This window comes from Solibacillus sp. FSL K6-1523, assembly GCF_038005225.1.
Classification (GTDB): Bacteria; Bacillota; Bacilli; order Bacillales_A; family Planococcaceae; genus Solibacillus.
The window spans coordinates 2302898-2325218 of record NZ_JBBOSU010000001.1; the positions used below are offsets into that span (position 1 = coordinate 2302898).

Sequence of the window (22321 nt, forward strand, 5' to 3'; positions counted from 1 at the left end):
TTTTTCATATCTTCATTCGTCCTCCATAAATAATTGCTCTAGCATGCGCTCACGGTGCTGTAAAAAATATGAAGTTACTTGATAATGCTCGGTATCGGTATAAGCAACCGATTCAATGCCTGTTTCATCAAAATGATAAATTTGCGCATCTGGATAGCCAAGCAAAATGGGCGAATGCGTGGCAATAATAAACTGTACATTGCCCTTACTTAGTAAATCATGCATTAATCTTAAAAATGCAAGCTGCCGATTTGGCGATAATGCCGCTTCAGGCTCGTCTAATAAATAGATAGCATTTTCCTTAAAGCGATGTTGGAATAACGAAAAGAAAGATTCCCCATGCGACTGTGCATGCAAAGATTTCCCCCCGTAATCTCGGTAGCCTGTCCAGTCAACATCATCTATATGGGAAGCAAATTGATAAAATGTTTCGGCACGTAAAAAGAACCCATCTGTGACACGCGGCATCCACGAAAGGCGCAAATACTCACTAAGTGCGGATTCGGATGCGTGAACATCAAACACTTGGAAATTTTGCTTGCTGCCTCCTGCAGGATTAAAACCGATTTGATCCGCTATACCTTCGAGCAACGTCGATTTTCCAGAGCCGTTTTCACCGACAAAAAACGTAACAGCATGATCAAAAGAAAGCTCATCTAGCTGCGCCAATGCGGGAATCGAAAACGGGTAATGCTCTTGATTTGGCACGAAATCATCCTTTAACTTGACCGCCTTCAAAAACATCTTTCACACCCCTTCCATTGTCCTTTACATCGTAAAAAAAGAGCATAAACGCATATTGGTTTATACTCGTACAATTAAAATTATTTTCCTAATCGTTCTTCAATTAATGATTGTAAGTCCACTGCAATTGTATCATAAGGCACACCGTCTTCTGTCTGAGAATAGCCTGTGTAATTTTTAACTGCAACGCCTTGTTCATCGACTAAATAAAATGTGTTCGCATGCATTACTTGGTCGTCCCCTTCAATCGCTTTTACTAAAGATTTGAAAGAACCGACTGCTAATTGCTCAATGAATTTTTGGTCATAGCCTGTTACTAAATGCCACTTTGATTCATCTGGGACATTAAAGCGGCTTAAATATTCTGTTAATACTTCAGGAGAATCATTGGCTGGGTCTACTGAAAATGCCACAATTTTATAATCTTCAACGCCCTTTTTCACAAGTTCTTCTTGAATTAAACTCATATTGTACGTCATTGGTGAACAAATGGTCGTACAATTGGCAAAGATGAACATTGCCAACCATGGCTCACCCTTTAAACTTTCAAGTGAAACTTCTTCCCCGCGATGATCGGTTACCGTGAAATTCGAAATTTCATAACTCGTTGTTGGTTTGAATTGATAGTTGCTACAAGCGCTCATGACGATTGAAACGACGAGCAATAGTGCTAATGCTAACGATTTCTTTTTCATGCTTCTCTCTCTCCACTCTACACATCATTACACTCATCTTAGCGAAACGGGCGCATTTACACAATACTTTCCCTATGAAATGTTGTGTGGCGATATTGTGAAAATCGATTTCACAATTGATTCAAGATTAGCTTGAGCTTTTCAATGAAATCAGCGCACTGTGAATTGCATCAAGTTTTGTTTCAATGCGATATAACAAATAAAATGATATAAAGATTGGAAAACTAATTTCTTGAATGATAGCAAACCACTGTTCCATTATATGCCCCCTCCTTCCACCATGAAAGAATGAAAAGCCGGTAAAGTTTGACACTTCACCGGCTTTTCATTATATGTCTAAATCGAAGCTTGTTACATGACGTTCTACTACACGCGCCGATTTTTTAATATTAAAAACCGCGCCATCTTTCGCAAAAATGCCTTGATCCACAATAATTTGCATCGCCGCATTAATTTCCGTTTCCGATAAATTTGCTTTTGGATCCGCAATGTTTAATGTCATCGTATTGTTTAGCGCATTGGCAAACGTTAATTGCAATACTTGTGTCATTGAAAATCCCCCCTTCTTCTGTTTTTACCAGCTTGTCACTACACACCAATTAAATCTTTTTGCGTCTTTACGGATTCGATATAAGCAAAATCCGTTAAACCGATAAGCGTTTGCGCAACAGTTTGAATTTGTTCGCCTGTTACCGTTTTAATCAAATTACGATACGTCGCGCCCTTCACTACTGGCTCACCATGTTCATCTACACTAGCTTGATAAAAAACAGTCATTGTTGCCGATTGGAATACGAATGGGTTCATCTTGTTCACCTCCTTACTCTATACATGTCACGATTTCATGAAAAAAGGGACAAGGAGGGTGAAAATATTGGCAAAACCTTCTATAATGGACAAGAGAGTTAATATAGAGAGTATATAAAGAGGTGAGTATCGTGGATTTAAGTGGTTGGTTTTTATGGTTTATTTTATTTTGGGTAGTTGTTCTTATTTCATTAATGGCAATCGGCGGTTTTTTCATGTTCCGCAAGTTTTTAAAGGTATTGCCAAAAGCGGATGGCAAATCAGATTTAGATTGGCAAAATATGTTTCTCGATAAAACCATTCATCTGTGGGGGGACGAAGAAAAGGCATTACTGTTAGAGCTTGTTAGTCCGGTGCCCGAGCTTTTCCGTCAAGTGGCAAAAGAGAAAATTGCAGGTAAAATTGGCGAGCTTGCATTAGAGGAACACGCAACAAAAATCAATTTAGATTTAATTGTTCGTGGCTATATTATCGCTTCACCAAAGCGTGATCATAAGTTTTTACGTAAAAAGCTAAAGCAAATGCAAATAGATACATCCCCATATGACCATTTATTGCAGGCTTAGAAATTTCCCCATAAACAAAAAAATCCTTACAAGGCTATTTAACTTGCCCTGTAAGGATTTTTTATGCACTCAATTGCGTCTTTTGTAATTTTTTATAGCGCATGAGCATTGCTAAACGCCAAGGTAAAATCATCGAAAACGCCAAAATGAAGAACATGCCGCCTAATTCCGCAACATCTAGACTGTTTGAGAAAACGAGCTTTAAAATGATGCGTAGCACAAGCAGCCCAATTAATATAAACGGGAATGCTTTTGATTGCTTCATGTAGATCGTATTATCCCGCATTTCAAATTTTGATGTGGCGATAAGCACCGTCGAAAACAATAAACCGACGACCACTGCCTCTACAATTTGTAACGGTTCAACGCGAAACTCCGGAAATAAGAACATGAGTGCTCCAGTAGACATCGCGATTGGCGGAATAATGATTTTTTTCGTTGACACTGGTTTCTTTTGTGAGCGCAGTCGAACAATCATGACAATTGTACCCATTACTACTGCCATTATCGTCGAACCAATCATTAAAAATTGAGAAGGTATATTGTCAAGCATCTTAATCCTCCTCTACATTGACGAATCTTCTACTAAATTTAGAGCCTGGTAAAGAACACTTTTTAATTTTTCTGGTGTAAAAGGCTTTGTAATAAAATCTTTCGCACCATTTTCAATTGCATCTACCATTATACGCGGTTGCCCTAGTGCCGTCACCATAATAATCTTAGCATTTGGATTTTTTGCGATAATTTTTTTGACAGCATCCAGCCCATTCATAACAGGCATCGTTAAATCCATTGTGACAATATCGGGCTGTAGCTGTTCATAAAGCTGCACGGCTTCTTGCCCATTCGCAGCTTCCCCAACGACTTCAAAGCCCCAATTCTTCACCATATTTCCTATGGCAACACGCATAAATAGTGTATCATCAACGATTAAAATAGTTGGCATGACAATCCTCTCACTTTCATATGGATCGCGGTCTTCTCATTTACCCTAGTTAGAATCCTGTAAAACCACCAAAAATCGGTGATAAAATCGTAATGATATACGTTAAGCCGTCAAAAAATAAGAGTATGCCGAGCGCGATCATAATCCAGCCTCCGATTTTCACAATCTTTTGACTGTGATTTCGAATCCAGCCCATGCGTGAAACAAAGAAAGATAATACGAAAAATGGAACCGCAAAGCCAAGGAAGTACGCTAACATATACCAAATCGCTGAATCAGGATTTGTACCCGCTAATGCAATAATCGACATTAAAATTGGTCCAGTACATGGTGTCCATCCCGCAGCAAACGCTAAACCAATCAATGTCGAGCCTAAATAACCAGATGGACGATTTTTAAATTGAAATTTTCGATCTTTCATTAAAAAGTCAATTTGTAAAAGTCCAACAATCATTAAACCGAATATAACGATTAAAATAGCACCGACTTGGCGTAGTAATTCTTGATATTGTACGAAGAACTCTTTTGCAAATGACGTACTGAATCCGATTGCAATAAAAATAATAGAGAAACCGAGTAAGAAGAATAGCGTATGTAAGATCGCACGTTTTTGTAGCATTCCTCGTTCATTTTTTAGTTCATCCAGCGTCATACCTGTAATGTAAGACAAGAAAGCTGGGTAAAGTGGTAACGTACATGGTGAGATAAAGCTTAAAAATCCTGCACCTAAGGCTAAAAAGATATTGATGTCTGTATTCATAGTGTCTTCTGTCTCTCCTTCACATTAATGCCTCAATCGTACCAAATTTAGCAGAACATTACTGCCTTTTAACATGTGAACTTTTTTTGACCGACATGTGAGGTAGCTGTGAAATAGAAAATTGACTTAATTAATTGAAGGTTTCTTTATCTCATTTGATCAATTATAAAAAGGAGTGAATAAATAATCGCGGTAAATGTTATGACAATAATAAATGTGAAGCTTTGAAAGCGGAAAAACCAGCGCCAAATATTTTCGTGAGGATGCTCCGTCTTCCATTTTTGTGCTGCCTGAAAATTGATGAACCAACAATGCACTGTAATGAAAAGAGACGGTAAAATAAATAAAGCTAGCAGTAGAAACGTTTGTAACCATATTGAAGGAGAATAAGTCCCGTAGCTAATAATAAAGTACGGTAATACAAACCAAAAAACGGATGTAAAAATTAAAACGAGCGCCATCAGAAAATGAAGCCATAAGTATTCGATATGCGTTTGCCGAAATAATTTCAATGCCATTCGCAAGATGATCACCTACCCATACATTTTCGTCTATTATTCCCTCTTTTCATGTCATAATAAACTATGTGCTGTCGATAAATTTCATGCGATGGTTTCAAACATTCATGCGAAATGGCATGTGAACTACCTGCTTTTTAGCTACTCTCTTATTGAATTAAACTCATCACTACTTGATTGGATCGTAAATTCCACTCGGGTTCAAATCTTTTAATGATGGCATTTTTTAATTGGTTCATTTCTTTTTTATCATCGATTGGGCAAATGCCAAAATGGACTTTGGAGGTTTGCATTTTTTGCGTAATATTCGCGTTGACATGACAATGCGTTGCTGTACCGTCGCGGAAACAACCCTTCGCATAAATATTACCAATATGTTGATTAATTCTTTCCTTAAAAGTCCGCGCACAAACACCACAAAAAACGAGCTCCTCATCGGCAATAATCGTGTACACACCGTTTTTCCGAAGTGCTTCATCATTGCCCTTCACTACAAACCTTGAATACTCCAAATCCCCATAATTATTCAAAAATTGTTTGTAAAATGGATGACCATAATCCTTCATTTGCTGGATGGCCCTACCAGCAGGTTGTTCGAGTAAATCTGCAAAGTTTTTTTCTGTGTTGTCTTTTAGTTGTTCATACTTTTTTTGGCATATAAGCTCCTGAAGCGTCATTTTATCAAAATTAGAAAACAAATTTCGAATCCCCTGTTCTAACACATCGATTTCTACCTTTTGAAAATCAAATTGTTCTTCATTAATTATAACAAACACAACTTCATCCCCTTTCGAAATGTTCCCCCAATCGATACTATTCGCTAAATTTCGCGCAATCCCTCTAAAAATTTTAAATTTTCCGATTAAGTTGACCTTACAGTAATTTACGCAATATTTTTTTCCAAAACAAAAAAGCAAACTGTACTAGGACAATTTACTTTCATGTAATTCATTATAGTTTGGTGTAATTGCATTTTGATTCACCAAGCCATTTTAAAAGTGGATAATGAATATTAAAAAAAGCTAAGCTGTTTGGTAGCGACGTTTTGCTTCAATAAATTTAGATGCCGAGAAAATAACAATTGCAATCCAAATACAACCGAATGTGAAAAATTCTAATTTCGTAAATGGCTCCTTAAATAACAAGACGCCTAAAAATAATGTAATCGTTGGGGATAAAAACTGGATAAAGCCCATCAAATACAACGGAATCCGGTGTGCGCCTTTCGCAAAAAGAACGAGTGGAATTGCTGTGATGATTCCGCCGCCCATTAATAGAAGATTAGTTTTAATATCGCCTTGTAAAAAATGCACTTCATTTGAATTCCAAATATACACATAATAAATAAGTGCAACTGGTAGCATAAAGAGTGTTTCTATCGCTAATCCACGCGCGGCGTCAAGCTGAATCGTTTTCTTTAATACACCGTAAATCGAAAAAGATATCGCCATCGTTATTGCGATATATGGTACCGTTCCTGCTGAAAAAGTCATGACTGCAACCCCTACGCCTGCAATCGACACAGCGATAATCGTGGCTCTCGATAGTTTTTCACGGAAAATAAGCATCCCAAACAACACAGAAATGAGTGGATTTATATAGTAACCTAAGCTTGACTGCAATACTTGTTCGTGTGTGACCGCCCATATATATGTAAACCAGTTGATTGAGATAACAATAGAAGCCACGAACAATGACCAAAATTGTTTTTGATTGGCCCATAAAAAGCGGATATCTTGCAGAAGATTTTTTCGTTGTCCGATGAGTAAAATAAAAAGCGTCGTAAATAAGAAGGACCAAATGACGCGACTCAATAAAATTTCCATACTTGTCACTTGTTCTAACAGTTTCCAATAGAGCGGAAATACGCCCCAACATGCATACGCGACAATCGCATTCAACACGCCTTTATTATGTTCACTCATTGCTGCACCTCTTACTATATTTAATTGATAAAACCAATTATAGAGGTCGGATTTTGTAAAGTAAATAAAATTTAAGAGAAGTTTTTCAAGAGAGCTCGAAAAACTTCTGGATAAAAGTTAGCCGGTACGGAATTGATTTGTTTCGCTTTTTTCACCAAGACAACGTATAATTAAAGAAGCAGAAGAAGAATTCTATTTTTCCTCTAGTTAAAAAAAGAGGTGCAATAACTTGAAATCGTTTGAAAAAGAATTACCAGAACAATATGATGCATTAAAGAAAAAAGCTAATTATACGTCTAGCTGGCGCGATCGTTTAGACGCAGTTACAACGTTATCCGCTTATCAACATGAAAAAGTAATCGATTTATTAAACAATCGTATGAAAAATGACACAGTTTTTAAAGTACAAATGGCAGCCTACAGCGCACTTGTAGCGTTCGGTGAAAACGTAGAAAAACCTACACCTGCACGTTTTGATGTTATTAAAAACCCGAATAAAATTTTCCTACGTGTGAAAAAAAGCTTACCAAAGGACCACACATTGGAAGACTTTGCAGAGAAGCTTAAACGTATGCGCATAGATGTATATGATGCGTTTGAAGGCGACAAAGGTGATCAATTTATGGCTTGGTTAGAGGAACGATGGGCTAAGCTGTAATCTAATTTTAGAAGCATTAAAAATACCCCCTGAATCAGCAATTTATTCAGGGGGTACTGTTTTTCGTTTGTTATTATTAAAAATCTGATAAAAATCTATACATAAAATAACCATCATCCCCATTGAAAACATAAGCGATAATGCACTTACCACAACAATTGAAATAATAAAGAGTTGCACAGATAATACAAAAATCAACCCTTTAAAAATCTGTTCTACTTTCCCCTTCTCTTCTCCCAATAGCTTTAGAATATTTCGTATTACGATAAATACAAAAGTTATACTAAAAAAAGCGACATAACCGTAAATTAAAAGTGGTTTGGGCGCATCAAAAGCTTCATCGTAAATGAGTTTAATGAAATTCATCATAGTAATGATTAAGAGAAAGTTAAAAAAATATTTGCGTAATTTTTTTCCCATAATAATCTCCTCTATTGATTTCTTTATTCATTATAATTCCCTACAATATGTAAATACCCTTTCAATCATGATTTTTTTTACGGTCCATTCATTTCCATTCTATTCCCAAACAGCAAACATATCCTTTACTAACCACTTTAGGAGGGGTTGGCATGTCCTTTATGCAATTTTTCAAAAGATACCTTTTACCATTCGCAATCCTTACGAGTGCGTTATATATTATTCTCACTAATCCTTTTGCGAACATTGCTAAAAATTCCGAAACAACTACGTATAGCAACAAAGAACTAATTGAATTTCATGAAAAATATGCGAGCCTCATGCATTCTATCCTTACAAATATACAGATACAAGGCGATCCATTAACAATTGATTTCGCTATGTTAAAAGATGAAAAAGTTGAAATTCTCATTAAAAACTATGGAAATAAAAAACTCAAACCAAGGGAATTTGAGAAACTAGAAAAATCCATCATCCAGTTGATAACACAACAACATTTCAATCCTGCCACGTTTCAAATTGAACAATTTAATTCCGCACAATCTACAACCAAAACAGCAAATCGACTTAGCTATTATGATTTAATGGAGTCCATTCGTTCCCCTTTGTTGGATAAAGGCTTGAAAGAATTCCACTTCGATTATGAAATTTCTTCCGAATTTACAAAGATAATGATAAAAATTGCTAATCCGATTAGCGAAAAGTTAAAAAAAGAGGTACAACAAATAAGTAATGACGTTTTGGAGAATAATAACTTCGATTCTCATATGGTGAAAGTTGTGATAATAGACGAATGACTGCACAAGCCGCGCATCAAATTACTGAGAAATGAGAAAGATAAAACAATTAAGAAGCAGTTTTTTGCCCCAACTTTTATTTCACTAATAATATTCACATCTCAAATTATGCCGCGCGAAAGGAAGTTCGGAATGGAAAAAGAGAGGATTATTGAAAGATTAAACGACGTAAGATTTGAAATGATGAAATTAGAAAATGAACTATTTGAAATATATGGAGTTGAACCCAAAAGTCCCGGTGCGATATTATCCGATGCTTCATGTATAGTAGCAACCCTTACAGAAGATATAAAAACGCATTATTAACGCTGTTTTTTATTTTGAAAAGATGCTATTTCGCAAATTACAGTCATATGGATGAAGCGCCATGCAGTATGGCGCCACATACTTATACATTTTAGAATATATTGTTCTAATATTCCTTTTAACTCATCCGTATATTCTTTTGTAAGTGCATAGTAACCGCTTGATTCATTATACAAAATGGAACTGCCATCCTCTTGATAAAATACATACAGCCATATTTCAACTACGCCTTCATTTGGTCTATCCAATCTAAAAGAAATATTCGCTTCATTGTTTAATGCTTCCGGTTCCTCAATATCCTCAAGCTTTTTAATAACTTCCCTTAAACTTTCGATTGATTCAGAATCTGTAATATCCTTATCGAATAGGACACCTTCACTTCCATTTTCATTAAAAGGCGTGCCCACTTGAATCACTTCATCAGGTGAACACCCTAATAATAGGACGCTCAACGCGAGAAAAAAACTCCTCCAAGAAACTTTTTCATCCTAATTAACTCCCTTCTTACGATACATAACAGGTAGTAAGTAGTTCACCCGTCCAAAAAATTTGAATAACAGATGTGTAGCATACTACTTCCCAGCAAGCACACTTATTTTTTGAGCAACATTTTCAATTAAAACATTCATCTCTGCATTTCCAGAATATCGTATATACATAACAACCTTACCTTTTGAGGCAACTAATTGTTTCCACCCCTTATCTTCACAAATCATTAATTGATCAAAACTAGGATGCTGCTTTTCAACAAACAGCTTAGTCTCATCTCCATATAAATGCCATTTCATTAAGTCAGAAATTAGTGGCTTTACGAATATTTTTGATCTTAAATAATAGACTTCTGAGGATAAACTAGGTGAATAAATACCGCTTTCATCCAACCATTTTTGATTTTCAATCACACCATTTTCATTAGACTCATATTGCACAGGGGCGATGATACTCCAATTAGAAGTGTAATGATTTCCCCAATCAATCTCATCGATATAATATTCATCCCGTATGAGCAACGGATTTTGCTCAATATCGGCTAATCGGACAATCGGTAAGTTTGTATCCTCCTTTGGTAAGGTGAATGTTTCATACTTAAATAGTTGAATGAATGGAAGTATAGTGCCGATTATAATCGTAATTGCAATTATAATTGATAATACTGTATTCCTTCGCAAACGCTTTTCCCACGGTGCATGATGATCAATTGTTTTTCCTTCTTTTAAATTTCTTCGTAAAGCTTGAATAGATAACATTGCTCTTGTTGAAATAAAAACATTATAAAATATGATTAGACTTATAAATGTTTGTTGAACGACGAATCCTTCTACTAATCTTAGTATTGGTGTACCATCTAAAAACCAAACAGCCGATAACATCCCGATAATTAACAAAAACCCAATTAAAGTTCCTATAAAATTAAAAATAAGCTTTTCATTCAGTTGATCTAAAGTAAAAGATTGCTCCATTGGATCTGTATGTAACTCTGGTGCATGATTTTCTTCAGGGGATGAGAATACGTGGAAATAATGATAACTCGTCACATAATCCCAGCCATTTCCCTCATACATTTCACTTTGTTCAAGGGACATTCCCTTTTTTTCCGTAACCTCAATTCGGTATTCCATTCGCTTTGGATCACCTTTTTTAAAATGTGCAAATTGTATACCCATTTTATGAAGATGCCATCCTTTTGCAGACATGTCAGAAAACCAGCTTTCATGTTCCCCAATGCGCCAATAGTCGGCAGGTCGAACTTTACGCACATTTTTATTCATGCCTTTCCTCCTCCAATATTGCGCTATCAATAATTAAGGATTTTAAACGCTCATACTCCATTCTCAAAGCTCGCTCACCTTCTGATGTAATCTCATACGTTTTCCTTCTACCATCATCCTTCGATAAAACGATCAAATCATCTTTTTGCATTCGTGAAAGTACCCCATATAATGTGCCGGGTCCCATTTTTAACCGCCCATTTGAGACTTCTGTAATCGATTGCATCAGTTGATAACCATGATTCGGACGCATTAACGCTAATAGAACGTAATACATTGCCTCTGTCATCGGTCCACCATTATAAGACATCTTCAACACCTCCACTATTATGCTACGCGATATATCGTATAACATAACAATAACGTTCCATTCATGATTTGTAAATAAAATACCAAAAAACATTAATAGTTTTCTCACGCTTTTATCAACCCAAAAAGATGCCCCCACTTGCACAAAAGGAGCATCCTTTCCAGTTAAATTATGGCGTTATTTTATCGCTTCGGTAGTCTTTAATTCATAACCTTCATACCCTTTTTCAGCGATTTCGTTGCATATTTGACGATATTTATCCAAGCCACCTAAGAAGATTAAAAAGCCACGTGGTTTCCCTTCTATGTTGGACCCTGTATACCAGGAATCTGTTTTTGTAAATAATGTACTATTGGCAATTTCCATACACTGTTTACTCCATTGTTGTTCCGCTTCTTTTGTTGGCTCAATCGTTTTAATTTGATTCTTCTTCATATAATTCAAGCAGTCCGAAATCCATTCCACATGCTGCTCAATGGATGAAGGCATATTCGTTAACACCGACGGACTTTGTGGACCTGTAATTGTAAAGAAGTTCGGGAATCCGGAAACACCTAGACCTAAATAGGTTTCAACATTTGCTCCGTTTGCCCATTTTTCTTTTAAGGATACTCCGTCGCGTCCTTTAATATTCAGCTTTAAAAGTGTACCCGTCATGGCATCGTAACCAGTAGCATAAACGATTACATCTAATGGGTATTCCTTTTCTGTTGTTTGAATACCATTTTTTGTAATACCTACAATTGGCTGTTCTTTTAAATTTACTAAGGTTACATGTTCCTTATTATATGTCTCATGATAATTTGTATCGATGATTGGTCGTTTCGTTGTGTAATAATAATATGGCAATAGACTTTTTGCGGTTTCTGGATCTTTCACTGTTTCTCGAATTTTACCACGCAGAAACTCTGAAACGATTTCATTTGATTCCGTATTAATCGCAATATCATTAAAGGAAGTACCAAAGCTCAAACTCCCTTTCTCCCATGCATCTTCTAAAATCGCTAGGCGCTCCTCTTCCGGGGTTCCAGCAGCAGATTTAGTCGATCGAACAAATGGATAGCCCGCATGAGAAGCAAATATTTTTTCGCGTATGTCAGTATAATCTTCTTTTAGCTGTGCGATTTCCTCTTCTGTTAATTCCCGATTTCGAGCTGGCACAGTGTATTGTGGCGTTCGTTGGAAAACATACAATTCCCCCGCTTCTTGTGCAATAACAGGGATGGATTGTACACCACTAGAGCCCGTCCCAATCACACCTATACGTTTGCCTTTTAAATCGACAGGAGTGGATGGCCAAGCTCCTGTGTGATAGCTGTCCCCTTCAAAATTATCGCTCCCATCAAAGTTTGGAATATTCGAAGTCGATAAGCAACCTACTCCTGAAATTAAGTATGTTGCTGTAAATTCTTCTCCCTCACTCGTTAAGACATGCCAACGCGCTTTATCTTCATCCCAATTAGCTAATGTTACCTCAGTATGAAATTGCATTTGCTTCTTTACATCTAACTCATCCGCAGCAAAATTCAAATAGCGTAAAATTTCTTCTTGCGGAGCGAAACGTTTTGACCAGGACCATTTTCTATATAAATCTTCCGAGAACATAAAATTGTAGCAATGGCTATCCGAATCACAATGCGCACCAGGATAACGCGCTACATTCCAAACGCCTCCTACCCCGGATGCCTTTTCGAGGGTCTTCACTGTAAAGCCATCTTCACGCAATTTATACGTCATATAAATCCCTGAAAATCCAGCGCCAATAACGATTGCATCAAAATGATTTGCCATGCATATTCCCCTTCCTTCCAATATTGCAATGCCTTTTTACTAGTTAAAAACAAATAAAGAATTTTTAGATCGTTTGCTCGACCTTATTTAGGAATTTTACAATATGTTGCACGGATTGCTTCGTTTCTTCCTCGAAGAACATTAAATTACTATAGTAAGCATGAATAACACCTGGGATGAGCTCGTATTGAACGTGAACGCCGTCTTGTTTTAACTTTTCAGCATAGGCAACGCCCTCATCCTTCAGTACGTCATTTTCCGCAGCGATAATAATAGCTGGTGGCAGCCCTTTAACAGAATCATATTTTAACGGGGAAACATCTGGCTCACCTGCTTGTGTTGCATCGCTCAAGTAATGCTTACCAAACCATCTCATTAAATGAATATCCAGTCCAAACCCTTCAGCAAATTCCTTGTATGAATCGGTCGTAAATTCCAAATTAGTTACAGGATAAACTAAAACCTGTGATTGAATGGCTGGTCCATTTTGATCTAAAGCTTTTTTCGCAATTACCGTTGCTAAATTTCCGCCAGCACTATCCCCACCAACTGAAATTCTAGCCGGATTGACATTGATTTCTTCCGCGTTTGCAGCTACCCACTCCAATGCAGCATAGCAATCTTCAATCGGAGTTGGATACGGATGTTCTGGTGCTAAACGGTAATCAACAGATACAACTACAACCTTTCCCTCCATTGCAATTAATCGGTTTGCTCCTTCAAACATCTCAATCGAACCAATTACCCAACCACCGCCATGATAATACACTAACGCAGGGAATGGCCCCTCTCCTTCAGGTGTATAAATACGAATGCGGATATCTTGTCCGTCCTGCGCTTTAATAGATCGATCCTCGGTTTGATGAATACTTGGTAAATTATTTTGCGGTGCTACTGGGGCTTGTGCCTGTAATGCCTTAAATTCAATCGGATCAAATGATTCAATCTTTGGTCCACTATAAAATGCCTCTAAATATGCTTTTGCGTTTTCAGTTAAATTTGCCATTTTATTTCCTCCTCTTAGATAAAAAGAATTTTGTAATCGCCTACATTAATAGTTTATTATTTTCACTAAAAATAGATATTCCTACTTTTTGAGAAAATACTATATACTTTCGTATTAAAATTCGAATGTATTGTAAACTTTCTGTAGTCTAAAACATAAGTAGAATAATAAAGGATTTTAAAAGGGGTGTTCATTTGATGATAGGCATTACAAGTTGGGAAAATGACTTAGAAAAAATAAAATCACTAGAAGATCCTGACAAAAAAATTAAGTTGTTAATGGAAAATTTCCTCTCCACTTTCTCATTAGAAGAAGCACTACTTTTTCGCTATTCTCCTATCGATCATTTAGCAGAAGGAATCTTTTCAGCAACTGCATTTAAATTTAGAAGTATCACATCTGTACGCGATGATATAACAACAATTCCGCCCATTTTTGAGGCAATCCAAAAACGAAATCCGCAATATTATGAAGGCAATGATTTTCATTTATATTTACCTAGAAAGTATGTTATCGCTCAAACGGAAAACGCACTACTTGTTGTTCCGATTATTTTCAATTCGGTCGTGATTGGCTATTTTTTAAGTACGAAATTCAAACAAAAGGTGGATTCGCAAATGTTAATGGAAGCAGAACTTTATACTAAAAAAGTAGGCGAAATCCTATTCACCTATCCAAGTTCTAAGAAAAAAGACGAAATAAAACTATCCAAACGGGAATACGAAGTGATGAGGTGTATCGCATTTGGCCATAGTTCAAAACAAGTAGCCTCTTTACTAGAAATTAGTGAAACAACAATCAAACAATATATTAAAAGTGTCATGGTCAAAACAAATACACTTAATCGTACACATGCAGTCGCATTTTTATACCAAAATGGGATTTTAAATTGAGGACCCCCAAAAATTATGGAGGAATTAAAACACCGAAATCATATGTATGCCAAAAATGAGCTAGAGGAAAACTCTCAGCTCATTTTTATTTTGGAAATATGGTGCTCTGAATTCGGAATTTGAATGAATGTAACGCGCCGATTATCGACAACTATTTTTTTTAGCAGCTAATTCATCCGAAGTTGGTCGAGTGTATTAAAGTATGGATACTATCTACTGCAAATATGATATTTAAATTCACGGATTAGATAAACTCATTCATTTTCGTTTAAATGTTCATTGAAGTAGATTGTCAAAGCCTTTTTTACTATTGGATATTACATTTTTGTGATTTTGCTTGTTTTAATGTATAGTATTACCTTGAGTTTATTTTTCTTCAGTCAGCTTGCACTGTGTGAAAATAAAAATAATGAAAGATTATACATGCGTACAAGGAGGAATTTATGAATACACAATCAAAGGAGTTTGAAAATATAAAAAGACTGCCAATTTTAATTTCCATGATTATTGGAGCCTTTTTCACTATTTTAAACGAAACATTATTAAACGTTGCATTTCCTCAACTAACGATTGAGTTAAATGTGGAACCAGCAACACTTCAATGGCTGTCAACTGGGTACATGCTCGTTGTGGCTGTTTTAATCCCTGCTTCGGCTTTATTAGTACAGTGGTTTACAACGAGACAAGTATTTATAGGAGCAATGATGATCTTCACTTTCGGTACTTTAGTAAGTGCACTTGCACCTGGATTTTCTGTTTTATTAGTCGGTCGTTTATTACAAGCGGCAGGTACAGGATTAATGATGCCGGTATTAATGAATACGATTCTCTTCCTATACCCGCCAGAGAAACGCGGTGCCGCAATGGGAAGTATCGGACTCGTTATGATGTTCGCTCCTGCTATTGGACCGACGCTTTCGGGTATCATTCTTGATTCATTGAGCTGGAGATGGCTGTTTTATATCGTAATTCCATTTGCGATTTTTTCTATCATTTTCGCTTTCATCTTTTTAAAGAATGTTTCAGAACCGACTAAACCAAAAGTAGATGTGTTATCCATTATTTTATCGACAATCGGATTTGGTGGGATTGTTTACGGATTTAGTAGTTCGGGTAAAGGCTGGGATAGCTTCCAAGTATACGGAATTATTATCATTGGACTGATTGCACTTTTCTTCTTTGTGTTACGCCAATTGAAACTAAAAGAACCGTTATTAGACTTAAGTCCGTTCAAATATCCGTTGTTTTCATTAACAACTATTTTATTAATTATTATGATGATGACGATGTTCTCAACAATGACATTATTACCATTCTTATTCCAAGGTGCATTAGGCTTAACCGTTTATGCAACGGGCCTTATTATGCTTCCAGGTAGTTTATTAAATGGTATTCTTTCACCTGTTTCTGGGAAGCTATTTGACAAGTTTGGTCCAAGAGCGCTGATTATTCCTGGGACAATCATTTTAGCAACTGTGATGTGGTTCTTTACACAAGTATCGATGGACACTTCAAAAACAACGTTCATCCTTTTACATGTTTGTATGATGGTCGCGATTTCATTAATTATGATGCCCGCACAAACGAATGGTTTAAACCAACTTCCGCGACGTTTTTACCCGCACGGAACAGCTATTTTGAACACTTTATCGCAAGTAGCAGGCGCGATTGGTGTTGCTTTCTTCATCAGTATTATGGCTTCTGGACAAAAGGATTTCTTGGCACAATCATCTAATCCAACTGATCCGACTCAATTGACTGAAGCAATGATTTCGGGTGTACACAATGCATTCATAATTGGTTTTGGTTTTGCACTACTTGCCGTTGTAGTCGCTTTCTTTATCAAGCGTGCGCAAACCCCGGAGAATGAATAGTTCAATAAATAACAAAAGCAACTACGAGAATGGACAAGCCATTTCCCGTAGTTGCTTTTTGTTAGATACTTTCCAATAATCGGTTCGTTTCATCAAATAGCTCCATATTAATCATTGCTGCCGTTACAACTTTAAATAGTTTTGGGTTATCTTTTATAATAAAGTTAAGCTGAATGTCTCTAAATAATGCAAGACATGAGGCCTTTGGTGCAGATTGGAGGTATTCCCGCAACAACTGTAAATCAGGATCTATTTCTTTGTGAATTAGGAATTGTTTAGGTTCCTCACCTTGCAAAATTGGCGTCACAACCCCTATTCGATCTTGAGTTAGAATCGTTACATTTTTTTGTCGCTCTAGCTCTATATGGTGAACATAACGATACGGATTTTCAATAACAGGCATCGAAATATGATCCGACAAATATTTTGTTGCGTGCACTCTCATTAATTTTTCATTTTCAGATGGTTGGTATACGTTTTCTGCGGACCATTGATTTTTAGCCGCCACATAATCCTCCTCACAGTCAAAATGATTATAGAACAGTCCGCTGTCAGTCAAATTAACCTGTAAAAATTCACGCAGATTGTTTGCGACTACGCGCGTTGGACGATCAAAATCCATTGGACTAACACAAACAATAGGTGCCACATCAAGTTCCGTTACAGACCCATAGTCAGTAAGAAACCCGTAATGTATACCGTCCATTCCGATATTCCCAAAAACAACGACATCGCTTGGTGTGTTAAAATATCTGAAATTCTCTAAGGAGAGATAGAAATTATGGCAAAGGTAAAATTGTTCATCATCGCCAAGTTCATTTGCTAAATCAATTAATGTTTGAAGTGTAGATGGTATGTCATATTTGCCAAAGTTAACCCTCATTTATATCTCCCCTTTTTATGCTTGTTGATTTCCATTGTCATTTCACAGAACCTGACTATAGAAATAGATCAGCAATCGAATCATCTTGTTTTTTTCATTTTACCAGAAGGGAATATATGTTCGCAAGTGGATTTCTTCCGTTTATTTTTAAATTTTGTTATTTTATATGAAACCCTCCTTTATTTGACCAATTTAAAACGCAGTTGCCATCCAACAACTGCGCCCAAAACAATATGCTAATCTTGCACGATTGCTAATTAAATAAGCTACATGCATCAAAATATTCCATCAACGGTTTCACTCGTCCCTCATTATGCCACTTATGATATGCCCTAAATACGAGTGTGATATCATCATTAGCCCGTTCTTCAACCAAATGTTTAACAGCGAGAAAACTCCGCCAGTAATCGAACATAATACTCGTTAAACTACCTTCATAACTAGAAGTTCCAAACTTATCTAGCGAAAAATTTCCATACTTTTCTTGAAACATTGCAACTAGTTCTAACTCAATATTTGTAATTTCATTAAATTCCTTGTCGCTAAGAATAAACTTTCTTGATAAATAATCACACATGTCCTCTTCAAACCATATTGAATCTCTCCTTTCATCATCAAAATCGTCCACAAATAGATCTATATGATGTGTTAGTTCATGTCCAACAATCGTTAATAAATGATTTTCAGACATGTTTTCATAAAATTTTTCTATTTTTCGGTCTCCTTTTTCCTCTAATTGCCTTAAAAATAACTTTCTCCATTTTAATAGTTCAGGGGAAATATAAATAATGTCCTTATTTGTGAATGCGGGTATTGCTATGTTAGAAAATACAGTTGTTGCCAATTCTTCCGAAGTCCATATTATGGCTTTTGGTAAATCTTTTAGCTCATAATTTTCTTCTAATTCAGCTTGGTATCTCTTCAATTTCTTATTAAATCTTTCAATCATTTCTTGGCAATTTTCATATTCTTCTTTTGTTTCGAAAGCAAAGATCTGTTTCATTTTATTACCTCCCCTTCATTTGAAATACTTACCGCATAAATTACTCCACAATCCCATTCTGCAATAAATACATTTTCTCATATAGCCCTTTTTGTGCGATGAGTTGTTGGTGGGTTCCGCGCTCGATTATTTCCCCCTTATGTAGCACTAAAATTTGCTCGGCATCTTGAATTGTTGATAAACGATGGGCAATGGCAATCGTTGTACGTCCCTTACGCATCTTTTCAAGCGATTGCTGAATGCCCACTTCCGTTTCCGTATCAATGGCTGCGGTTGCTTCATCGAGCACAAGTATTTTTGGATTCGTCGCAATTGTCCGCGCAAAGGCTATGAGTTGACGTTGCCCACTTGAAAACGTCGAACCGCGCTCCGTTACTTTATTCGAATAACCGTCTGGCAGTGCCTCAATAAAATTATTCACCTGTACGAATTCTGCCGCTTCCTTCACATCATCTAATGCTAGTTTGTCATTGAATAATCGGATATTTGACGCCACCGTTCCGTAAAATAAAAACGGATCTTGTAACACGAGCCCGACTTTATCCCGAAGTTCCTGTTGTGGGTAGTTTTTAATCGACTTCCCATCAATTAAAATATCTCCACGTTCAAATTCATAAAAGCGCATTAATAAGTTGATAATCGAGCTTTTTCCACTGCCCGTATGGCCTACGAGTGCCACCGTTTCTCCTGGGTTAACGGTAAACGAAATATTTTTTAGTACATCTTGCTTGCCATCATAGCTAAACGAAATATCCTTGAACTCAATTCGTCCATTCGATACATGAAGTGGTTCGTTTTTCTGGGTAGGTTCTAGCTCTTCATTATCCAACAGCGAAAAGACACGGGATGCTGCAACAATCGCCTGTTGAAACAAAGCCAGTCGTTCCATCATTTGATTAATTGGATCAAAGAAGCGGTTCATATACGTAATAAAGGCGTACACAACTCCGACCTCCACTGCCGTTTCAAAAGATGTCCAACCAAAGTAAAAGAGCAAAATAACAATGGCCGTAAAATAGACTAAATCAATAATAGGTCGAAGCAATAAACTATTCATCTTTGTATTGGCCATCATCGCCTGAAAATGTTCTTCATTTGTTTTGTCAAAATCATCATTAAAACGCTCTTCTTGACGGAAAACTTGGACAATGCTCATACCAGATAAGGTTTCCGCTAAGCGCGCATTTAACTCCCCTAGCTTTTCACGCATTTTCATATATACGACCGCACTCATTTTACGATATAAATAAACAATATAAATGAGGACTGGCAATAAAAGTAACATGGCAAAAGCCAATTTTGCATTCATCATAAACATGATGATATACACGCCGACAATTAAAAATGCAGCCTGTACAAAACTAATGAGTACCGAAACAAACATATCTTTAATGGCTTCAGTATCATTCGTCGCACGTGAAACGATTGAACCCGCTGGCACTTGGTCAAAATAACGCATACCTAATTTGTGAATTTTTGAAAACACATCTATGCGCAGCTGCTGAATGACCTTTAGCGCCAACTCTTGGAATTTCAACATTTGATAATACGTAATGACGATATTCAGTACTTGAATGATGAAGTAACTAACCGCCAAAAGGACGATTGGCTTCGTGTCAAATTGAAGATTCGTTAAATAATCATCAATAAACACTTTAATTAAATACGGGCCAACCAAATCCCCGATTACCGTCAAAACAAGTAATAATAAAGAAAATATCAACAACTTTTTATGCGGTTGTAAATAGCGAAATAGGCGGCGGAGTATGACGCGCTGTTCCTTACTTGAAATCGTTTCATTTGCCATGACTGTCGCCTCCTTGCGCTACTAATTGTTCGAGTTGCTGCAATTGATACATTTCATAATAACTTCCTTGCAATGCCATTAGCTCATCATGCGTACCTTTTTCAATCATTTTGCCCTCATCTATAACGACAATGACATGCGCTTGCTGTATCGCACTTAATCGGTGGGACGTAATAATCGTCGTTGCATCTTTTCGTTCTTCCTTCAATGCATGTAAAATCGCTTCCTCTGTGCGGGCATCTACAGCTGATAATGAATCATCTAAAATTAGTAATTCCGGCTTCATAAGTAACGCACGGGCTATGGAAAGACGCTGTTTTTGCCCGCCAGAAAGTGAAACTCCACGCTCACCAACTATCGTTTCATAACCTTCGGTAAAGCCTTCAATATCCTTATCAATAGAAGCAATTTGCGCAGCAGCCTTCACTTCTGCTCGTGTTGCATCCGGATTAGCAAACGAGATATTCGAATATATCGAGGATGAAAATAGGAAGTGATCTTGAGGAACATAGCCAATTGCCTCACGTAACTTCATTTTTTGATACGCATCTATACTATAATTACCGAACATAATTTTCCCTTCATATCCTTCGAATTCACGTAAAATTAACTTTAAAATAGCCGTTTTTCCAGCACCTGTTTTTCCCACAATGCCGAGTGTTTCTCCACGTTTCAATTCAAAATGAATATGATGGAGCGTCGGTTTTTGGTCATCTGGAAAAGTAAATGAATCTACTTGAAACGATACATCACCACTTGGCATCTTCGCAATTGCATTCGGTTGATCATCAATTTCCGCGAGAGTATTCAATATTTTTTCAATCCGGTCATATGACGCACTGCCTCGCTCGACGATATTAAATAACATCCCAATCGCAAGCATCGGCCAAACGAGAATACTTAAATACGTCGTAAATGTCACCAAATCACCAAGCGTCATCGCATCTTCTAAAATAAATTTCGTACCAAAACCGAGGCTCAGCATAAAACTCAAACCGACAACAAAGCTAATTGTCGGGTCAAATAAAGAATCGACTTTCGCCACACGCAGATTTTTTTCCACGACTTCATTTGATAATTTAGTAAAATCTTCTACATCCTGCCGTTGCTGACCGAATGTTTTAATCACTTTAATGCCCGAAATACTTTCCTGCGTTTTATCATTCAAATCAGAGAAAGCTGCTTGTGCATGACGGAAGCGTTCGTGCAACAGCTTGCCATAATAACTCGTTAAAAAAGCCATAATCGGCATCGGCAATAATGCGATTAACGTTAAGCGCCAATCAATCGTAAAGGCCATTGCTAAAACGACGAAACCACCTGTCGTAATCGAGTCAAATAATGTGAGCACTCCACCACCGGCCGTTTGCTGAACCGCGTTAATATCATTTGTTGCATGAGCCATTAAATCCCCGACACGATGCTTTTGATAAAACGACGACGCCATTTTCGTAAAATGTTGATGTAGCTTCTGGCGCAATATTTTGGCTAAATAGTTGGAAGAGCCGAAAATCATTTGCCGCCAATAATAGCGCAGTACATACATGACTAACGCAACAGCTACAATGAGCCCTAGCCATTTAAATAAGCCCTCTTTCGTCAACGTTCCTTCCCCAATTTCATCGATTGTGTAGCCAATAATTTTTGGGGGAATTAGCTGTAAAATCGCAACAACTGTGAGCATAATTAATCCAATAGCATACTGTTTTTTTCGCTCTTTGAAAAACCATCCTAATTTAAAAAATACGTTCAACATGTCCACCTTCTTTATTTCAATTCTCATTATTTTAGCAAAAGATGAAATATTTTGATATATTGCACATGGAATTTCTTCGGAATTCGA

General features: G+C 36.8%; 27 protein-coding genes. 6 read left to right on the plus strand and 21 right to left on the minus strand.

Annotated features, from left to right (window positions below; all coding sequences use genetic code 11):
* Positions 1-12 precede the first annotated feature (12 nt).
* The 5 genes from MHI10_RS10915 to MHI10_RS10935 form a co-directional block, all read right to left on the minus strand.
* Positions 13-744, minus strand: a complete 732-nt coding sequence (locus MHI10_RS10915) for an AAA family ATPase (RefSeq protein ID WP_340785416.1) — start codon at positions 742-744, stop codon at positions 13-15.
* An 80-nt stretch (positions 745-824) separates the two neighbouring features.
* Positions 825-1439, minus strand: coding sequence for an SCO family protein (locus MHI10_RS10920; protein ID WP_340785417.1), 615 nt, complete (start codon positions 1437-1439; stop codon positions 825-827).
* 127 nt (positions 1440-1566) lie between these two features.
* Positions 1567-1698: a YvrJ family protein gene (locus tag MHI10_RS10925; RefSeq protein ID WP_340785418.1), complete on the minus strand. Its 132-nt coding sequence runs from the start codon at positions 1696-1698 to the stop codon at positions 1567-1569.
* A gap of 69 nt (positions 1699-1767) precedes the next feature.
* Complete coding sequence (locus tag MHI10_RS10930) at positions 1768-1989, minus strand: DUF2922 domain-containing protein (RefSeq protein WP_340785420.1); 222 nt, start codon at positions 1987-1989, stop codon at positions 1768-1770.
* A 38-nt stretch (positions 1990-2027) separates the two neighbouring features.
* A complete protein-coding gene (locus MHI10_RS10935) occupies positions 2028-2246 on the minus strand; it encodes a DUF1659 domain-containing protein (protein ID WP_340785422.1) in 219 nt (72 codons plus the stop codon).
* 131 nt (positions 2247-2377) lie between these two features.
* Here MHI10_RS10935 and MHI10_RS10940 point away from each other — a divergent pair, with 131 nt between their 5' ends.
* A complete protein-coding gene (locus MHI10_RS10940; RefSeq protein WP_340785423.1) occupies positions 2378-2812 on the plus strand; it encodes a DUF2621 domain-containing protein in 435 nt (144 codons plus the stop codon).
* 61 nt (positions 2813-2873) lie between these two features.
* On the opposite strand, the gene MHI10_RS10945 is transcribed toward MHI10_RS10940, so the two are convergent.
* From MHI10_RS10945 to rarD, 6 genes are all read right to left on the minus strand, one after another.
* Entirely contained in the window at positions 2874-3365 is a 492-nt protein-coding gene (locus MHI10_RS10945) for a CcdC family protein (RefSeq protein WP_340785424.1), read from the minus strand.
* A 12-nt stretch (positions 3366-3377) separates the two neighbouring features.
* The gene (locus tag MHI10_RS10950; RefSeq protein ID WP_340785425.1) at positions 3378-3758 is read right to left on the minus strand and encodes a response regulator; all 381 of its coding nucleotides are present in this window, start codon (positions 3756-3758) and stop codon (positions 3378-3380) included.
* A 49-nt stretch (positions 3759-3807) separates the two neighbouring features.
* The gene (locus MHI10_RS10955; RefSeq protein WP_340785427.1) at positions 3808-4518 is read right to left on the minus strand and encodes a cytochrome c biogenesis CcdA family protein; all 711 of its coding nucleotides are present in this window, start codon (positions 4516-4518) and stop codon (positions 3808-3810) included.
* A gap of 146 nt (positions 4519-4664) precedes the next feature.
* Positions 4665-5036, minus strand: coding sequence for a hypothetical protein (locus MHI10_RS10960; RefSeq protein ID WP_340785428.1), 372 nt, complete (start codon positions 5034-5036; stop codon positions 4665-4667).
* A gap of 149 nt (positions 5037-5185) precedes the next feature.
* Positions 5186-5812 (minus strand): hypothetical protein, encoded by a 627-nt coding sequence (locus MHI10_RS10965; RefSeq protein WP_340785429.1) that lies wholly within the window; start codon positions 5810-5812, stop codon positions 5186-5188.
* A 246-nt stretch (positions 5813-6058) separates the two neighbouring features.
* A complete protein-coding gene (gene rarD / locus MHI10_RS10970) occupies positions 6059-6961 on the minus strand; it encodes an EamA family transporter RarD (RefSeq protein WP_340785430.1) in 903 nt (300 codons plus the stop codon).
* 229 nt (positions 6962-7190) lie between these two features.
* Between rarD and MHI10_RS10975 the strand changes: the two genes are divergently transcribed.
* A complete protein-coding gene (locus tag MHI10_RS10975; RefSeq protein ID WP_340785431.1) occupies positions 7191-7619 on the plus strand; it encodes a HEAT repeat domain-containing protein in 429 nt (142 codons plus the stop codon).
* A 42-nt stretch (positions 7620-7661) separates the two neighbouring features.
* Here the strand turns inward: MHI10_RS10975 and MHI10_RS10980 are convergent, their stop codons facing one another.
* On the minus strand, positions 7662-8039 hold the full coding sequence (locus tag MHI10_RS10980) for a hypothetical protein (RefSeq protein ID WP_340785432.1): 378 nt from the start codon (positions 8037-8039) through the stop codon (positions 7662-7664).
* A 152-nt stretch (positions 8040-8191) separates the two neighbouring features.
* Between MHI10_RS10980 and MHI10_RS10985 the strand changes: the two genes are divergently transcribed.
* Both MHI10_RS10985 and MHI10_RS10990 read left to right on the plus strand, forming a co-directional pair.
* The gene (locus MHI10_RS10985; protein ID WP_340785433.1) at positions 8192-8836 is read left to right on the plus strand and encodes a hypothetical protein; all 645 of its coding nucleotides are present in this window, start codon (positions 8192-8194) and stop codon (positions 8834-8836) included.
* Positions 8837-8968: 132 nt separating this feature from the next.
* The gene (locus MHI10_RS10990; protein WP_340785434.1) at positions 8969-9142 is read left to right on the plus strand and encodes a hypothetical protein; all 174 of its coding nucleotides are present in this window, start codon (positions 8969-8971) and stop codon (positions 9140-9142) included.
* Here the strand turns inward: MHI10_RS10990 and MHI10_RS10995 are convergent.
* From MHI10_RS10995 to MHI10_RS11015, 5 genes are all read right to left on the minus strand, one after another.
* A complete protein-coding gene (locus MHI10_RS10995; protein WP_340785435.1) occupies positions 9139-9594 on the minus strand; it encodes a hypothetical protein in 456 nt (151 codons plus the stop codon). The two genes, MHI10_RS10990 and MHI10_RS10995, sit on opposite strands and share 4 nt — an antisense overlap.
* A 120-nt stretch (positions 9595-9714) precedes the next feature.
* Positions 9715-10911 carry a DUF2812 domain-containing protein gene (locus MHI10_RS11000; protein ID WP_340785436.1) on the minus strand — a complete coding sequence of 399 codons (1197 nt, stop codon included), beginning with the start codon at positions 10909-10911 and terminating at the stop codon, positions 9715-9717.
* Entirely contained in the window at positions 10904-11221 is a 318-nt protein-coding gene (locus MHI10_RS11005) for a PadR family transcriptional regulator (protein WP_340785437.1), read from the minus strand. Before MHI10_RS11005 ends, MHI10_RS11000 begins: the two co-directional genes overlap by 8 nt.
* 177 nt (positions 11222-11398) lie before the next feature.
* On the minus strand, positions 11399-13012 hold the full coding sequence (locus MHI10_RS11010) for a flavin-containing monooxygenase (protein ID WP_340785438.1): 1614 nt from the start codon (positions 13010-13012) through the stop codon (positions 11399-11401).
* 64 nt (positions 13013-13076) lie between these two features.
* Positions 13077-14018: an alpha/beta hydrolase gene (locus MHI10_RS11015; RefSeq protein WP_340785439.1), complete on the minus strand. Its 942-nt coding sequence runs from the start codon at positions 14016-14018 to the stop codon at positions 13077-13079.
* Positions 14019-14215: 197 nt separating this feature from the next.
* On the opposite strand from MHI10_RS11015, the gene MHI10_RS11020 reads away from it, so the two are divergent.
* Complete coding sequence (locus MHI10_RS11020; protein ID WP_340785440.1) at positions 14216-14911, plus strand: response regulator transcription factor; 696 nt, start codon at positions 14216-14218, stop codon at positions 14909-14911.
* A 443-nt stretch (positions 14912-15354) separates the two neighbouring features.
* Positions 15355-16785 carry an MDR family MFS transporter gene (locus MHI10_RS11025; protein ID WP_340785441.1) on the plus strand — a complete coding sequence of 477 codons (1431 nt, stop codon included), beginning with the start codon at positions 15355-15357 and terminating at the stop codon, positions 16783-16785.
* 61 nt (positions 16786-16846) lie between these two features.
* Here the strand turns inward: MHI10_RS11025 and MHI10_RS11030 are convergent, their stop codons facing one another.
* The 4 genes from MHI10_RS11030 to MHI10_RS11045 all read right to left on the minus strand — a co-directional run bounded on the left by MHI10_RS11030 (position 16847) and on the right by MHI10_RS11045 (position 22231).
* Complete coding sequence (locus MHI10_RS11030) at positions 16847-17668, minus strand: hypothetical protein (RefSeq protein WP_340785443.1); 822 nt, start codon at positions 17666-17668, stop codon at positions 16847-16849.
* A gap of 253 nt (positions 17669-17921) precedes the next feature.
* Positions 17922-18671: a hypothetical protein gene (locus MHI10_RS11035; protein ID WP_340785444.1), complete on the minus strand. Its 750-nt coding sequence runs from the start codon at positions 18669-18671 to the stop codon at positions 17922-17924.
* Positions 18672-18711: 40 nt separating this feature from the next.
* The gene (locus MHI10_RS11040; RefSeq protein WP_340785446.1) at positions 18712-20478 is read right to left on the minus strand and encodes an ABC transporter ATP-binding protein; all 1767 of its coding nucleotides are present in this window, start codon (positions 20476-20478) and stop codon (positions 18712-18714) included.
* Positions 20468-22231 carry an ABC transporter ATP-binding protein gene (locus MHI10_RS11045; protein WP_340789208.1) on the minus strand — a complete coding sequence of 588 codons (1764 nt, stop codon included), beginning with the start codon at positions 22229-22231 and terminating at the stop codon, positions 20468-20470. Before MHI10_RS11045 ends, MHI10_RS11040 begins: the two co-directional genes overlap by 11 nt.
* Positions 22232-22321 lie beyond the last annotated feature (90 nt).